15 protein-coding genes and 1 pseudogene are annotated in these 14,642 nt (G+C 57.0%); 1 reads left to right on the top strand and 15 read right to left on the bottom strand.

Translation table 11 applies throughout. The features are described from left to right. Positions 1–77 precede the first annotated feature (77 nt). The 7 genes and pseudogenes from CHU32_RS22050 to CHU32_RS22080 form a co-directional block, all read right to left on the bottom strand. Positions 78–305 (bottom strand): annotated as a pseudogene (locus CHU32_RS22050) (Y-family DNA polymerase); the annotation flags it as partial. A 2-nt stretch (positions 306–307) separates the two neighbouring features. Then, a complete protein-coding gene (gene umuD, locus CHU32_RS22055; protein WP_029376740.1) occupies positions 308–745 on the bottom strand; it encodes a translesion error-prone DNA polymerase V autoproteolytic subunit in 438 nt (145 codons plus the stop codon). Positions 746–1,431: 686 nt separating this feature from the next. After that, the gene (locus CHU32_RS22060; RefSeq protein WP_006785984.1) at positions 1,432–2,952 is read right to left on the bottom strand and encodes a conjugal transfer protein TraG N-terminal domain-containing protein; all 1,521 of its coding nucleotides are present in this window, start codon (positions 2,950–2,952) and stop codon (positions 1,432–1,434) included. 2 nt (positions 2,953–2,954) lie between these two features. Further along, a complete protein-coding gene (locus CHU32_RS22065) occupies positions 2,955–3,293 on the bottom strand; it encodes a hypothetical protein (protein WP_103678278.1) in 339 nt (112 codons plus the stop codon). 10 nt (positions 3,294–3,303) lie between these two features. Beyond that, entirely contained in the window at positions 3,304–4,779 is a 1,476-nt protein-coding gene (locus CHU32_RS22070; RefSeq protein ID WP_020899219.1) for an integrating conjugative element protein, read from the bottom strand. Continuing rightward, positions 4,779–5,771, bottom strand: coding sequence for a TIGR03756 family integrating conjugative element protein (locus CHU32_RS22075; RefSeq protein WP_020899220.1), 993 nt, complete (start codon positions 5,769–5,771; stop codon positions 4,779–4,781). Before CHU32_RS22075 ends, CHU32_RS22070 begins: the two co-directional genes overlap by 1 nt. Then, positions 5,768–6,166 (bottom strand): TIGR03757 family integrating conjugative element protein, encoded by a 399-nt coding sequence (locus CHU32_RS22080; protein ID WP_006785980.1) that lies wholly within the window; start codon positions 6,164–6,166, stop codon positions 5,768–5,770. The genes CHU32_RS22075 and CHU32_RS22080 overlap by 4 nt, the downstream gene beginning before the upstream one ends. Before the next feature lie 321 nt (positions 6,167–6,487). On the opposite strand from CHU32_RS22080, the gene CHU32_RS22085 reads away from it, so the two are divergent. After that, on the top strand, positions 6,488–7,048 hold the full coding sequence (locus CHU32_RS22085; protein ID WP_031233906.1) for a hypothetical protein: 561 nt from the start codon (positions 6,488–6,490) through the stop codon (positions 7,046–7,048). A gap of 112 nt (positions 7,049–7,160) precedes the next feature. Here the strand turns inward: CHU32_RS22085 and CHU32_RS22090 are convergent, their stop codons facing one another. From CHU32_RS22090 to CHU32_RS22125, 8 genes are read right to left on the bottom strand one after another with little or no spacing between them, the layout of a single operon-like run. Beyond that, on the bottom strand, positions 7,161–7,538 hold the full coding sequence (locus CHU32_RS22090) for a hypothetical protein (RefSeq protein WP_004115528.1): 378 nt from the start codon (positions 7,536–7,538) through the stop codon (positions 7,161–7,163). After that, positions 7,535–10,393, bottom strand: a complete 2,859-nt coding sequence (locus CHU32_RS22095) for a conjugative transfer ATPase (protein ID WP_023202704.1) — start codon at positions 10,391–10,393, stop codon at positions 7,535–7,537. Before CHU32_RS22095 ends, CHU32_RS22090 begins: the two co-directional genes overlap by 4 nt. Further along, the gene (locus CHU32_RS22100) at positions 10,393–10,803 is read right to left on the bottom strand and encodes a TIGR03751 family conjugal transfer lipoprotein (protein WP_006785978.1); all 411 of its coding nucleotides are present in this window, start codon (positions 10,801–10,803) and stop codon (positions 10,393–10,395) included. The genes CHU32_RS22095 and CHU32_RS22100 overlap by 1 nt, the downstream gene beginning before the upstream one ends. Further along, on the bottom strand, positions 10,803–11,198 hold the full coding sequence (locus CHU32_RS22105; RefSeq protein ID WP_020899223.1) for a hypothetical protein: 396 nt from the start codon (positions 11,196–11,198) through the stop codon (positions 10,803–10,805). Before CHU32_RS22105 ends, CHU32_RS22100 begins: the two co-directional genes overlap by 1 nt. Next, a complete protein-coding gene (locus CHU32_RS22110; RefSeq protein ID WP_006785974.1) occupies positions 11,182–12,681 on the bottom strand; it encodes a TIGR03752 family integrating conjugative element protein in 1,500 nt (499 codons plus the stop codon). Before CHU32_RS22110 ends, CHU32_RS22105 begins: the two co-directional genes overlap by 17 nt. Then, a complete protein-coding gene (locus CHU32_RS22115; protein ID WP_006785972.1) occupies positions 12,671–13,621 on the bottom strand; it encodes a TIGR03749 family integrating conjugative element protein in 951 nt (316 codons plus the stop codon). Before CHU32_RS22115 ends, CHU32_RS22110 begins: the two co-directional genes overlap by 11 nt. Then, complete coding sequence (locus CHU32_RS22120; RefSeq protein ID WP_004115533.1) at positions 13,621–14,280, bottom strand: PFL_4703 family integrating conjugative element protein; 660 nt, start codon at positions 14,278–14,280, stop codon at positions 13,621–13,623. The genes CHU32_RS22115 and CHU32_RS22120 overlap by 1 nt, the downstream gene beginning before the upstream one ends. Beyond that, positions 14,277–14,633: a TIGR03750 family conjugal transfer protein gene (locus tag CHU32_RS22125; protein ID WP_004115534.1), complete on the bottom strand. Its 357-nt coding sequence runs from the start codon at positions 14,631–14,633 to the stop codon at positions 14,277–14,279. Before CHU32_RS22125 ends, CHU32_RS22120 begins: the two co-directional genes overlap by 4 nt. Positions 14,634–14,642 lie beyond the last annotated feature (9 nt).

Raw genomic sequence — 14,642 nt, forward strand, 5'->3', positions numbered from 1 at the left:
TCACGGCCTTCCCCTTTCAGTTCATAACAACTGATTAAAGTTTATACCGAAGATGTTGCATTCCATTTAACTTACTATAAGCTGTAATTACTTGAAAATGCTACAACACCCTTTTTCTCAGCCTCACGACCAACCTTGAACCAGGGATCGCCCATTTTTAACCCAAGTGATTTTGCTGCTGAGGAACGGGCTATTATGCAGCCATCGTTATTAGACAGCACCACCACAGGTTTGCCACGGAGATCTGGTCTGAAAACTGTCTCGCAGGAAGCGTAAAATGAGTTAACATCGACTAGGGCGAACACTGCTAAGCGCCCCTAAACTTGAATGAATGCACAAGATGGCGTACCACACCGAAGACAACGGTTTCGATGTCGTCAGTCAGGGGTATAGCTGAATATGCGGGATTAGCTGGCAACAGGGCTGGAGAAGGCAACAACTGCAGTCGTTTACAGGTAAACTCTCCATTTACAGCTGCAATGACAATATCACCGTGCTTGGCCTCACGAATACATTCAACTATTAATAAATCTCCATCTCTGATACCGGCGTTACGCATCGAATCCCCTTCTGCTCGCACCAGGTAAGTACTTTCTGGATAGCGGATACAAAGGTCATCCAGGGAAAGACGCTTTTCAACATAATCCTGAGCGGGAGAAGGGAAACCACATGAAACCCCATCGCCAAACAAAGGAACACATGCCAGTGATGGATTGCTACCTGTAAGTCTGGCTATCGCCGCCATCATCAAAACCGGTGTGTTTGCTGAATTTTTCTGCGAACTTTTATCCCAACACATCGTCTGTTCTAAAGGAATTGGCATAACTCGCCCCCCTCAAATTATACTGTTTATAAATACAGTATAATAATGCATTTTCAACGATGACAAGCTGTAACTATTTGGAAAAAAGTAACCTGATGAGTTTTAAAGAATTAATTAGTGTTCTCAGTCAGGTATCATGGATGTTCGTAATTGCACAAAAATTCCGCTATAGTCCCTTTAGAATTCACGTAATTCGGAGGGGGTGATGTATCAGTCTCAAGAGAAACGCGCCTGGAATCGTGGCGTCCGTTTTGCGGGTATATGGAAACGAGCCAGAACTACTCTATTAAACTGGGATAAACGGTGTGTGTCGTGGGCGGCTACTCATCGTCTACCGTCTTGGTGTGGGCATATCCCAATGATACCCATTGCATGTTTTGTAATCCTCACTTTTGGATCATTGTTTCTCATTAGTGCCGTGCTCTCACCTCATAGAAAACATCTCTCCGAAAGTGAAAATGCACCATGTGAGAACTTTATGGAAGAGCAGCCAGGTTATGGAAAATATCGTGATGGCCAGCATGGATGGGGATGGTACGACGCTGCAGGGCGTATGGTTAACGAGGATGAGTAAGGGCTCCCCCTTACTCATTTGTGACAATTTACGCTTACTTCATAGCTTTATTTGCAACAGCATTAGCTCCAGCCTCTCCCAACTTACCTCCAGAGCTTTCAGCTTTTGCTGTTCCTTGCTGATATGCTGAGCTTAAAGCATTCCCGATGGTAACTCCTGCCCATGATAATGCCCCTAACCAAACAGCAGGAAGTACCAGAAACATAGTGCCCATAACCAGATTCATAATAAGGTCATCTGAGCTGTTCTGCAGTCCCGCCATATTGAACCGACTGTGTGTATCCGAACTGTACAACGCGGTTAACAGCCAGCTGTCGAGCCAGCGCGCCAGTTCCCACCAGAATGTCAGGAAGTTAAGAGCAAACATCACAAAGGTCAGCGTAATAACGGTTTTGAATTCGTAGGCCGCAAATGCCAGGATCAGCGGCAGCATGACATATATTGCCATCAGCAGGATGGCCTGCACCATTGGCAGCGCCTGTCGCATCGCATCGAACGCCGGGAACGCGGCCAGACTGCCGAGGGCCGTACCGCCAATGGAGGCCACGCGCGCCGCGGCATTATCCAGGGTAAAATCGGCATTGCCGCCATAGCCGGCATACACGTGACCATTCTGTGAGACAGTCAGGCTTTCCGGGCTTACCAGACGACGGATGACGGCTTCCTGATAGTCACTGTCGTTAAAGCCTGACATTTTCATTGCGGCCGAGATACGCAGCCACATATCGGGGTCGGCCTGATCTTTCACCCGCGCTTTCAGTCCTGTGTCCGTACTGCTCCACCACTCGCTGCAGGTGGGATAGCCTCCTCTTCCGGTATTGGGCCGGCCACTGTCCCGGCTGTCAGACCATGGGAACGCAGCCCGGGGCAGTTTGGACTGCAACGAAGGATAGTACCGGCTCAGGAATGTACTGCTGCCAATCCATTCGATATCACGCAGCGTAGTTTTGTCCTTTGTCTGGCCCTGATCCTGTTGCTTCCACAGATACAGCGCAACCGAATAGCAGTCGTTGGTGAAGTCCTGCAGTTCCTGCGCCAGCGCTTTGTTGTCGATACGCGTATGCTGCACTTCAAAGCGGATCTGCCGCATGTCAGGGCGGCAGGGAATGGTCGCCACGGCCGCCTGGGTTACCCCTTTCGAGAGTTTATGAATCAGCACCCACCACACCGGTGCTGCGGCCGTCTGGTCGTTGAGACTGGTGACCACGCCGGCATACCCGCTTTCATCCGGCGCTTTTGGCGTCCACACACCACAGCTCTTTGCCCGGGTTGTGTCGTACTGCATCGTACTGAGGCTGACATTAATCAGCGGTACGCAGCAGGCAATCATCACCAGGAATCCGGCATACAGCGCGTTCTCGATACGAGGCAGCGACAGCATCCCCTTGTTGCCTTCATCCTCCCCCTCTTCACGGACTTTGAGCCAGATCCCCACCACCTTAAACGCCAGCGGCAGGACAAAAAGCCCGGTGCTCAGCAGGACATTCCACAGGCCGTTATTGATCACCCAGCCGAGCAGCGTGAGAAAATACTCAAGATAGCTGTTTGTTGTCATCGTCAGGCTCCCGGACCGGTAAACATCGCGTACTCACACAACGCGATAAAAAGCACACTGACCACACTGATGCGCAGCAGCGGCCGCCGGTATGCCTCCCGAAAACCCGGCGCATGCCGGATTTTCCAGAGGCCCCAGGCAACAAGCGCATACAGCGCCAGTCGCCACATCAGCCAGCCGTAACACGTCGACTGCATCCAGCTCCGGAATGCAGCAGCTTCAGTCGGATGTTTCATGGCGGTGTCAGCCATCATCAGTGAGACCACCATGAACAGCGCCATACAGGCGAGGAAGAAGCCGGCACGGGTCAAGACTTTCCTGACAGTCGTTTTATTACGCATCCTTATTCCCTCATTCAGCCGACTGCGGCGCTGCCATCTGGTTGAAGCGACTGTCGGTATTGTCATCGGACTGGGTCTGCGGGTTGGTTTCGACGCGCTGATTCTCCCTGTCGATAATGGTCAGCACAGAATTACGTGACAGTTCGCGCTTCATCTCCATCTCGTTTTTCAGCGCCGCGATTTCCCGATCCAGCGCCTCAATGCGCTGGCCGGCGGTATCAATGGCCTTTGGCTGGGCAGCGGCATTCGGCTCCGACATACCGGTAACCATCATGCGACGCATCAGCAGCGCCGTTTCCACCGTGTCAGACATGGCCAGTTCGCCTGCAAGGCGGGCGGTTAGGGCCGCGTTATCCGGATCACGCTGCAGGGCTTTAATCACGCCGGCCGTCACCGGCAGTCCGCCAGTTTTCAGCTTCGCCAGATTCGCGGCCGTGGGCTTTTCCGTACCGTTGACGAGCCTGACCAGCTGCTCAGCGTTGGCTTTGGTTGCCTCTTCCAGCAGTGGGGCAAAACCGGTGCCGGCAACGGTCGTACCGGGCTGGTCATCCGCATCACCGCTGGTACATTCACTCGCGTTGGCACAGGTGCGCATCGAGCGATCGCCCAGCACCTTCACGGTCATGGCCGCCGCCTCTTCCGCGCTGCCGAATTTAGAGCATGCGCCACCGTTACAGCTGCTTTCGCCCACGGTCGAATCAGACGTGACGGGCAGACCGTTCATCATGTTGTAGCCGGCAGCGACAAGGTCATGGGTGACACGTATCGCGGGCTGCCCCGCCCCCCCACGTTTTTGGCCGCCAACCCAGTTACTACCTGACGCGCCGCTGGCCTTGCGACCTGCGTCATCAACACGAACTGCGTCAGCATCACCGCTGTTTACGATGGATTTGTACTCATCCATCATGGCCTGCTGCGTCCAGTTACTGCTGTCGCTGAAGTCCATCATTTTTTTCGCCATGTTCTGGCAGTTGAGTTGCGCCTTGTCGAATGACACATTGGCCTGAAGCACGCCGTTGGTGAGCATGTCATACAGACCGGGGTTAGCCCGCTGAATGACCATCGCCGGCAGACTGGCCACCGCGCCGGTGGCCCCCTGAATCACGTCGCCCATCAGGTTTTTAAAGCCTGATGTGACGCCGTTGAGCTGGTTGCCGACTGTGGTTTTCAGATCAAAATTGCCGCACATCAGGTCACTGCTCCAGCCGGTATTCAGCCCCAGCTTCTGCATATTGCCGCGCGTGGCCGGCTGGGAAATGACCGAGCCGCCGCCGAGGGTGTAGAACAGTTTGTCCGACACCGCACCATCGACGGACTTGCCGTAACCGATGGCGCTGTTGTTCACCTGCGGCAGGGACATGCCCAGGATGGTATTGTCATCATCGGCCGCGTGCGCGCCCGGGAGGACAGTCAGCAGTGAGCCGGTCAGCAGCAGGCTTAAGCGAACGGCTGAAAATGAAGGTGTTTTTTTCACGGTTTTCCTCATCAGATATCAGTGCTGCCCAAAAATTTCTGCCCGCGCTTTTTGCAGCAGCTGTAGGGCTGCCAGAACGCAAAGGCTTCATTGTTATCGCTCGCGGCGGTATAGCTCCCGTCCGGGAAGACGGCACATGACTGAGTCATGTGGGGAGCCAGCCGCTGCCATTTGTGATTGCGCGTGCCGGTGTTTTCCGTGACTTCGCCCGGTGGCCAGTACCCGTCATGATGGCTGCCCTGGAGCACCTGATAAACATGGGGCTGCCCGGCGCGGGTGATAATGTCTGCCACACGCTGCGCCACCACGGCAGAGGCTTTGTCATCATCGGTCTGGCTGATAAACCCCGAACGGGGATAGATGTTGCCCCACATATTGGCTGCTGCCTGACTGCCGATTTCCCGCTGGCCGGGCACAAGCGCTTCCGGATACAGGGACTCCGGTACGCCCGTGCGCCAGGCCGCCGAATCCAGCGTACTCAGGAAGTAAGGCATTAACGGGGTGGCTGCGGTATCACAGGAATAGCCCGGAATACTGCCGCCAATCAGGGAGGTGGCCGGGTGGCCAATCGCATCGGCATACTTGAAACGCACGGCGGACTTGCGCTGGCCGGGATTTTTCATGTCTGCCGGATTGGCTCCTCCGGCAGAAACACCGGAAAGCCCGCTGGTCACGGCACTTTCCAGCCCGCCGGCGGTCTGGCTGACAAACGCCATTTCCTGCCACGGGTTGCCGCCCGGCGCGACATAGGTCGAAACGACTGCCTGAGGAATGAAGTGGGTGACTTTGACCGACGTGCGCACCTTGCAGCCAAAGGGGGTGCAGAACAGCCAGTAACAGATGCCACTGACACGCCAGCTGATACAGTTTTGCGATACGGCGCTGGCAATAATCTGCGCCGTGTTAAGTGCTGCAACAGCTGCCGGCGCGGTTGCCGTACCCAGTACCGTGGCAACCGCCAGCGAGCACACTGTGGTTCTGATGCGGGAAGGTTTTGTATTCACTGACCACCCCCCCGGTTACGCAGGGAAGTGGCCACGTCAACATCCGTGGTGCCGTACACCACATCGCGGTCATCAAACACCACGGCCGGCACTTTTTTAATGCCCAGTTCCCAGGCCCGGACCACCTGGCGATAGGAATCATTCAGCTGCAGCTGTTTTTGTTGCCAGGCAGATGATGCCATAACCTGCCTGACCTGTGCTTCGGCCTGCTGCGGGTCTGCAGGCAGTTCCCCGAACATCTCGGCCTGCAGTTGGTCAGGACCATCAAGAAGTACCACCGGCACGTCCGGCGGCAGATTTGCCGGCAGATGCTGACTGTCGGTGAAGACGACCGTGCCGGCCAGTACGGATGCCGGCAGCAGAGCCGGCAGGAAAACAAGTGAGGTCAGTTTCATGAATCGGGGCTCCGTCAGACTGAATCGCCTGACAGCGTGCCCGTGGCCGTTCAAAAAAGCCGCATTAAATTCTATACCCGAACAAAAAAATTAATCAGCGAATCTGTAGCTTTTGCAGTAGGAAATGATCACAACCATTTAGCTAATGATATAACTACAGACGGTTAAACCCGGCATAAAGTACTAATCTGTAATCATTCAACTAAATTGCCAGAGGTGATGATGAATATCAGGTATCTGTATGGAAAGGAGAAGATTCTTGGCCCCGTTATCCGCGACGAAGCTCCGATACGACTGTGTGACCTGACGCATTATTCACGCATGGAAAACGAAAAAATGCGCGATAATGAAATGGAAAAAATTTTCACTCCGGATCGTTATCAAGTTGCTATAAAAATTAATGGGCGCACCCTTAACCCTGACGATATGACTGCAGATCCCATGTTTACGCTATCGCCTCGTCATTGTTATTGTATATGTTTGAGTAATCGGCAAGATGAGCCAGAACTCTATGCTGCTTTTAAAGCTGATATCTGCATCGCATTCGACGTTGATCTCCTCCAAGAAAGACTTTCTCTTTTAGACCACAGATTCCCGGGTACTGAAATTAAAGGGAAAGATGTGATCTATTATCATCCAGGAACGGCACCAGACAGCTTCACTCCTGAAGAACTTGTTTTTTTTAAACCAAATATATTTTCTCATGAAGCAGAGTATAGGATTGCGCTATTTTATCCTCTAAACAAAACAGGGTTTGCATACGAGGGAGGAGTTTTACCTTTCAAAATGGAAGGTGAATCAATGTTCATGGATATTTCCCATCAGCAAAAAGGATTTATAAGTGAATGCGTTAAGAAGGTTATGCGAAGGAAATCTTCTTGACCTCGTAGTCAATTTTATGACGTTACTTAGCAAAAAACCGGCCCTGAGGGCCGGTATGCAATATTGTTATTTTCTTTTTGTAATCATGCCCCTGGTGAAGGCAAGTCTGTAGTTATACGTCAAGCCCGTTAATCCACAGCATCAGATACACCAGGTCAGCCGAATCCGGCACCGTGATATACCAGCGCGGATGCGCATACTCCTCTTCCTGCGGCCAGCTCGTCTGTCCCGTCACGGTGATAAGAATATTCACCGCCTGCTTCAGCTTTCCCTCAAGATAGATGGCCACGCTGCTGCTGAGTCCCACCCGGTGCGGGTGACACGTCATTTTGACCGGCCCGGTCAGGCGCTGCCTGAGCATCGCCCGCAGCCTCACCAGATGCTGATGTGTCGCCGGGAGCACGCCGGGCTCCCCCTGAGGCGACAGGGTGAAAAGCGCACCGCCACTGTGCTCATGAATGGCGGGTTCAGGGTACTTCAGTGTCATCATACCGTGGCAGGCTCCTGTTGTTTATCCGTCAGACCGCGCAGACGGTCCAGATTCTGCGCGACGCGTTTTGCCGCCTCGAGTTCGCTGCAGTGAAATTCATTCATCAGCGCCCGGCGTTCGGCTTTCTCTTCTTTTTCCGTCATGCCCAGTGCCAGGAAGAGACTGGGCGGCACGGCACGAAACAGCGCTTCGATCCGTTTCGCCAGCACCACGCCTTCCGTATAACACCCCGACAGTTTACTGGCGGAAAGCAGCACCGATTCCTGCTCCGGCGTGAGCGCGCGGAAACGGCTGATATCTTTGACCTCCTCCGGGGGCATGGTCAGACAAATCCACCATTCCGCCATGTTCAGCATTTTTTCGGCAATATCCGGGTAGTCTTTAAGGTTCTGGGTGGCCAGCCACAGCCAGGCACCGAGCTTACGCCACATCTTGACCACCTTCGTCATGTAGGGCGACAGCAGCGGGTTGACCGTCACGATATGCGCCTCATCCACCGTGAAGACAATATCCCGGCCCAGGAACTGGTCACGCTCCGCGATGTTGTTGATCATGTTGGTCATCGAGACCATGGTCAGGGCCATCTGCGCCTCGTAACCCTCACGCGCCAGATGCCCCAGGTCGACCAGCGTCACGTCCGCTTCCGGCCACAGCTCCCCTTCGCGGTTGAACAGCTCCGCTTCAAAGCTCCCGGCCTGAGTGAACATGCCCAGGGATTCCGCCATTTCCGCCGCTTTCGCCTTGCGCTGAGCATTGCGGACATTGATGACGCCCTCATCGTTGTCAGAGGCAATGTCGTACAGCGCCTTCTGCAGGTCAGACGGCAGCATCTGCCGCCCTTCCTTATACGTGGCATGTGCCGCCATCAGCAGCGCCTCACGTATCATCGCCCTGTCGGCACGCTTAAGGTCAGCCTCTTCTTTCGGGTCGCCGCCGGTGATCATCATGCGCGCGGAGATTTCCATTTCACCGAGAACGTCACGCTTGTCATCCTCGCCATCGTCGTCCGTGTCGATATCAGGCAGGTCGCTCTCATCCACGGCCTGGGCGGCCAGGCCTTCTTCCACCAGTTTGTGAGCATCAGCAAACGGCGGCAGACTGACGCCGCTTCCGGGTTTGACGCTGATTTTATTCACCGTCAGCCCGAGGCTGTCAAAGAAGTCGGCCAGCAGGCCGAACGAGTTGCCGGCCTCCGCAATAAACAGCCGCGGACGATGGACGGCCATCAGCTGGGAGAGCGCGGCACACAGCGTGGCCGACTTGCCCGCCCCGGTCGGGCCGAACAACAGCAGATGCGCGTTCTGGGTGCGGTCGAGCTTGTTGAGCGGATCGAATGTAAGGGTATCCCCGCCGCGGTTGAAAAAGCTGAAGCCGGGATGCCCCGTGCCGGTTTCCCGCCCGGTTACCGGCAAAAGTCCTGCCAGGTGCTGAACCCATGTCAGACGGGTATACCAGTGTTTTTTGTCGCTGTCCGGGTTAAAGCACATCGGCAGCGCCCGCAGCCAGCTGTTCAGCGGACCTTCTTCAAACTCCGGCCGTACCGGCTGCAGACCGGCCCCTAGCAATACGGTGGACAGCTCCAGCCGCTTGCGCTTCAGGCTGGTCATGTCGTCGCCGCGCAGCAGGAAGGTGATCCCCGCCCGGTACAGCTTGTGCCGGTTGCCCAGATACTCTTTGACCGTCTTCACATCCTGGCGGACGCGGCCCGACTCGGTATTCTCACCGACCGCATTTTTCGACAGCCGGTTAAACTGCTCTTCAAGCCGGTCCTGGGGCTGTACCACCACGGTCATGCACACCATGGTCCCTTCCGGAAACATATCCATCAGGGCATTAATTTTCTTTTCACCCCGGCTTTTCTCGCCGGTCAGGGTGCCCGGCTCCGGCGGTGTACGCAGTTTTTCCACCGCCACCGCGCAGTGCGGCTTGTTGTCAATCCACCACACGCCGTTTTCCGGGTCTGAAACCGGCGGCGTGAACCACAGGGTTTCGGCAAAATCATTGCTGACCGGCACGGTGCCTTCAGGTGTCTCGCGCGGGTCTGCGTAAGCAGCCTGCCGATAGAGCGTGGTTTTCTCCACCCAGTCCGGTGACGGATTGAACAGCCGCAGCAGCCAGCCATGCACCTGCAGGCCGTTCTGCCGGGTGCAGCGGATCCCCGCCCCGCCCAGGGCATTAACGACCCGGTCACACACCTGATTGAGCATCGCCACCGGCGGCATCGGATCCCGGCTTTTACCAAGCCAGCGATAAACAACCATCCGGGTGCGGCGCTGCTGCCCGCGCCACGGCTGGCCGGTAATCAGCGAGTCAGTAAAAAGTCCCTCAGGCCGGGAGATACTGCGGATATGGCGCTCCATTTCACCCAGCCAGGCGTCGGTAAACGCCGTGCGCTGTGCATGTGGTTTGACATACCCGCGCAGCCTGTCCAGGTACGCGTCAGTGTCGTCCTCGTCCTGGCAGAAGAACTGCACGACCCAGGGATTCACGTCATGTTCATCAAAGCTGTCCTGAAGTGCATCCTCAACCGAGTCCCGGATCTGCTCCAGGCGCTCTTCGGTTCGCCCTTCGGTCGCCACCGGTGTCACATCATAAACGGCCCCCACCGACACGCCGTCATCAAGCAGGAGACACTGCTCTTCATCGAGAAATTCTGCCCAGGGCAAAAAGTCAATGATGGACGGATTGGCGTGATAAACCTTCTCCTCATCCTGGCGCGTCATTTTCCCGGGGCGCTTCAGAGGTTGCCGGCCCTTCACGGCCGCGGTCAGGGTTTCATCTGCCTGAACGGACTGGCCGTCATCAACCGGCGTCTGCCGGTCGGTGGATTTATTACGCGTAAACAGTGAAAGCATTACAGGGCCTCCGTGCGCTCGCCAGGCATGGCATACTGCGTCTGGCTGTAGAACGGGAACACAGTGCTGTAACCCGGCACCGGCGTGTTACCGTCTGCCAGATGGGGATACAGGTACATCACCATGTCGGGGTTGGGCAGCCGGGGAAACTGCTGGGTGATTTCGCTTTCCTGAGTACGGCTGTAGCTGCGGTCGGCCTGCGCGTCCGCCTGCGTTTCGCTGCCCGTCAGCGGGCGTCGCAGCGTGTCGCGGGCCGCCGCAGACTGGCGGGAAGTACTGCCGCCACCGTCCGCCCCGTTCCACAGTTCAAGCATGGTGTTATCGCCCGCCGGCAGCATTTCCTCTTTGGAGGTTGAGCAGCCGCTGAGCATTACACAGCTCAGGGCCAGAATGAAAACCGTTCTGTACATTACCGGTATCTCCTTTGTGAGGCGGCCGGATCGTAACCGCCGCAGATAAAAACGAACGCACTGACATTCAGCAGGTGCCCCAGCTCCCGTAATGTCATACGCGGGCAGTAAAGCCGGCGCGGGATTTTCGGGCTGCGCCACGAAACGGCACACTCCCGGGCACTGAGCGGCAGGGAGAACCTGCCGATATCCAGTAAAAGCTGGCCATTGCGCCAGCGCAGTAAAGGTGCGCCGGCAGGCAACAGCGCGACGGGTCGCAGCAACAGAACCGCAGAAGACGCAGGGATCACGTCAATATGCCAGCCTGCCCCGTCGCTGAACATCCAGCACACGGATGAAAGAGGGAAAAACGTTATCTGTCCCGCCATGGCCGTGTACTCAGTCCAGTCCGCCATTGTCACTGACGCCACCCGGCAGGGTGAAGTCGTAGCGCACCTTACGGCCCTTATCTTCATAATCAATGGCCAGCTGACGGGTGATATGCACGGCGAGACGGGCACCGGGCGGCACATAAATGGCATCAAACGTCATCCCGTAACGCTGTTTGATCCAGTCGGTGGTTTCAGACATGCCGCCGGAAATGGCTTTCCCCAGCGCCGCCTGTCCGGCGTCGCCGGTCATGGTGGCGGAAATGCCATTCACGTTGTTCTGCGTCGTGTACTGCCCCTGGCTCATCGCTTCACCCGCCGCACCGGCAGCCGACAGGCCAAAGATGGTGGGCAGGTAGGTGGAGGCGTTGGACTTACGTTCGCCGCCAATGCACGGGATCCCGTTTTCATCCGAAATCCAACCGATACCGCCACTGGTGCCGGTATCCTGTTTAGCCTGAGCGTTATTATTTTGCCCGCCGGCGTTGTTACTGGTGTCGGGTCTGGGGAGGGTGCGCACCGTACCGTCGGAAAAAACAAAGGTGACGCTGTTAACCTGCCCGCGCACGCAGGACAGCGTCCAGTCGCCGCTGGCCGTCCCCGAAACAATCGCCCCTTCGACGTCCGGTAACTCGATGCCGTTCGCCGTCAGGTTATCCTTACCGATAAGCACCTTGAACGGATAAGGATCGGTCACGGTGCCGTTGATGGGCACCCGGCCAAGCAGTGCCGTCATGGCGCGGCTGCCGACCAGCGTGGAATTTTCCGGCAGCGTGTAAACCGGCTCGGCGCTCTCTTCCGCCCCTTTTTCATTCGTCCGTCCCTTCACTTTCTGCTCATAGGCGGCTTTCTGGCGGGTCAGCTCATTTTCCCCCAGAAAAGAGGTCGGGAACTGAGGTGAGGCTTTGCCGCTGGCCGCATCCCGCGGATCCGTCTCTTTCTGGTCCGTCGGCGCGACCCACATCATGCCGTCACTGCCCTGAGAAGCGCTCCCCCCGGTGCTGCTGCCCATGCCGTCCAGTCCCAGCCCCAGCGGGATATCGCTGTCCGCCGTTTTTTTCTCGCTGTCAGGCTTTTTGAGTTTGTCAGTCAGCTCCTGGATTTTCGCCGTCAGGCTCAGTTGTTCGTTCTGAAGCTGAGCCTGCCGCTTGTCGTACTGCTCGCGCAGGCCATTAACGGCCTCATTCACCTGTCCTGAAACGTCCTGATTGCGCCGGCGCAACCGTTCGTTTTCTTTCACCAAATCCGCGTTCTGCTTATCCAGCGTTTTCTGGCGGTCACGCACATCGTTCAGCCGGCCGATGAGCGTGCGCAGGGTGTCCTCCGGCGTGTCGCCTTCCACCCCCAGCGCCTTCAGTTCATCCGGCGAGAGGTTTTTCAGGGAGCCGCTTTGTTTTGCCTGAGGTTGTTCTGCCGGTTCGTTTTTGCAGCTTTTGAGCCCCACGGCCAGCCCGGCAATCACCACGGCCGGCACGATAAACTTCACCAGGGCATTAGATTTAATCTGCATGGCGGGCCTCCTGTTTTACCGTGCGGGTCGCTTTACGCAGTGCAGACGGCTCAGCAATGAATGCGCTCTCCGGACGACCGGCGGTCACCACATACACCGTGGTGGTGTCTTCAGGCGTGCCGGCCGGACCGACCCAGCGGTGCTGGAAGGTGGCGGACACAAACTGTCCCTGCAGCGAGCGTGGATCCAGAACGACCTTACGGCTGCCGGTGTTCGTGAGCCTGAGTGCCACCACGCTGCGGTTTGCCACACCCCAGCCAGCCAGCGGCGTGACCGTTAATGGTTCAGAGGGATACAGCGTGCTGACACGTCGGGGCAGATGAGGATTGACCGGATGAATACCCGGGACCGCCTCGACCGTACGTGCCGGAGCATAAAGGCTCTGAGCGGCATATCGGGTCAGCAGCACCGGGATGGGGGCGCTGTAGCGGATTTTTTTACGCTTTGCCTGAGTACCATCATCGCTGCCGGTGGGAGCAGATGAGCCTGATCCGGAAGCAGCCCGGTCTGCACCACCTGGCTGACCGGCCGCATCGCCGGCGTGACTCAGCGTGCTGACATCACCGCTGTAGACCAGCCGCACCGGCTCAGTCGGCCCTTTTTCACCGGCGGCGATATCAAACAGCAGAACCTCGCCGCTTTCCACATCCTGCAGCTGCACCCGCGTCTGCGGAAAGGCGCTGTCGGCTTTCAGGTAGACGGCTCCCCCGGTGCTCTGCACCCGGAGTTTACCGTTAAGCGCCGGCGGAAAACCGACGCGGACGTTTTTGTCCACAAAGACCACCCGCTCCTGCCCCACCTTCAGGGGGATCTGCAGCGGAATACGCTCCCATTTCATCAGCTCATCTGCGCCGGCAGGACGTGATACCAGCATTGCCAGGGGCAGCAGGGCGAAGGACAGCGCCATCAGCCCGGCGCGGTAGTGGGGGTTTTTACTCATCACTGAAACACTCCTGACTTCTCCGGTTTAGGTGCAGGCGGTGCCGCCTCCAGACGCTGGGGCACACCGGCATAACAGTCCAGCGCCAGCCCGAACGGGTTGCGCTCCGCATCACCTTCCCAGCGCACCACTTTAAGCGGGTAACGTACCAGGGCGCGTTTGACCGGCTCGGCATGGAAATATTCGTCGGCCACCACGTCCAGGCGGGCAATCCAGTGATCGCGATCCTGTACGGTCACGCTCTGTGACTGGTAACCGCGACCAGGCACTTCATACACCACGCGCACGCGGTCGGTGAGCTCCCCGGCGTCACCGCGTTTCTTTGCATCCGCTTTCAGGAAATCCTGACAGGACGGCGTCAGATACGGCGACAGCGCATTGATTTTGGCGGAATAATCCACCTCGCCGTTTTTCGGCCAGGCATTGAGCTGCTGAAAAATGTAGAACGCAAAGGAGTAGACCGTCGGGGGCGGCACTTCCCACCAGGGCCGCGTGCTGCCGGTACGTAAATCCGGCGGGTTATGCACGGTCAGCTTGCTGGGTGCCAGCATCCAGCCTGCACAGGTGAATAAAAGGAAAAAGGCAAGCACGGCGCAGGCGATGCGCAGCGTCTGAATATGCTGGTCGCGGTCTTTTACCGCATGGCGAAAACGGCTCATGAGGCTCTCCTGTTACGTTTCACTGACCAGCCCCGGGCATCCACAATCAGTTTCGGATTGCCCATCCCCAGCCGGCGTTTTTTCGTCTCCAGTCGCTGCCAGAGCCAGTTCTCGGGCTTACCGCGCTTGAGCCTGGCCATCCAGCGGCCGCCGAACCAGACGAGCAGCAGCGGCATGACCAGCAGGCCGGTGGGAACGACAACCCAGCCGGCAAGCGGGATAAACGGCAGTGACAGGAGCAGACCCGCACCCGCGCCGGCAAGGGCTGCCAGCCCCATCTCATGGGTGGTAAACCCGCGAAATACCACGGGCTCACTGTTGAGACGGTCAGGTAAAAAACGAATGGTCTGCATCGTCGCAGG

It is taken from the genome of Superficieibacter electus (assembly GCF_002915575.1).
In the GTDB taxonomy this organism is placed as follows: Bacteria; Pseudomonadota; Gammaproteobacteria; order Enterobacterales; family Enterobacteriaceae; genus Superficieibacter; species Superficieibacter electus.